Genomic DNA, 1068 nt, shown 5'->3' with positions numbered 1-1068 from the left:
ACTAGCTCAGGCAGTAATGTTTCGATATCTGCGTTTGCATCGTAGTGACGCTTGAATGACAACAAGGTGTTGATCAAGGTGTCACGCTTACCTTTAGTAATACCCATTGAGAATAGGAACATTACTTGGAAGTCAGTTGTACGTGTTGGTACGATACCGAAACGACCTAGGTATGCAGTTACAAGTGCTGCTGGAACACCTGTTTCTAGGAAGTTACCGTTGTCGTCAAGACCCGGAGTTAGCAAGCTAACTTTGATTGGATCAAGCATACACCAGTCATTGTCGATTTCGTCAAAGCCGTGCCACTTGTCGCCAGGAGTCAGTTTCCAGTTCTGTTGGATAGTCATTAGTGACTCAACAGAAGCATCTTCAAACTTAACCTTGTCACCGTTCATTTCTGTAACAGTTTCAGCGTTCCAAGGCTTGAAGAACCAATCGTTTTCAGCCGTGTAATCGTTGAATAGTTGACGCATGTTCTGACGGAAGATGATCGCTTCGCGGTTAACTTCGTTAGTTAGCGACAGACCACTTTCGCCTTTCATCATGTTCGCAGCAACATCGTTAGACGCACAGATTGCGTATAGTGGCGATGTTGAAGTGTGCATCATGTAAGCTTGGTTGAAACGATCGAAGTTAATCGCGTTTTCACCGTTACGTACGTGAATGTATGATGCTTGAGACAATGCATTCAATAACTTGTGCGTTGAGTGAGTTGCAAATACTGTTGGACCTGTGTGGTCTTTAGCATCGCCACGCATTGCGTAGTGACCCTGGTAGATAGGGTTAAAACGTGCGTAACCAAACCATGCTTCATCCATGTGAATACGGCTAGAGCTTTCGCCTAGTAGCGCTTCAGTCACTTCTGAGTGGTAACATAAACCGTCGTAAGTACAGTTAGTTACTACAGCGTAGCTGGCTTTTTTCTCATCAGCGTTGAAAGGAATGCCCGCATTTTTAGCTTTAAGCGCGATGCCTTCTTTGCTCATTTGAACTTTGCTGATCGGACCGATGATACCGTAACAGTTACGGCTAGGTACCATGTAGATTGGACGTGCGCCCGTTAGGATC

The 1068-nt window shown here is 45.1% G+C and carries 1 pseudogene; it reads right to left on the bottom strand.

Annotated elements, in window-relative coordinates:
- A pseudogene (locus BTO21_RS11900) lies at nt 1-1068 on the bottom strand (arginine decarboxylase); the annotation flags it as partial.

The sequence above is a fragment of the Photobacterium phosphoreum genome (genome assembly GCF_002954725.1).
Lineage (GTDB): Bacteria > Pseudomonadota > Gammaproteobacteria > Enterobacterales > Vibrionaceae > Photobacterium > Photobacterium phosphoreum.
This window is presented reverse-complemented; position numbering and strand designations above follow the sequence as displayed.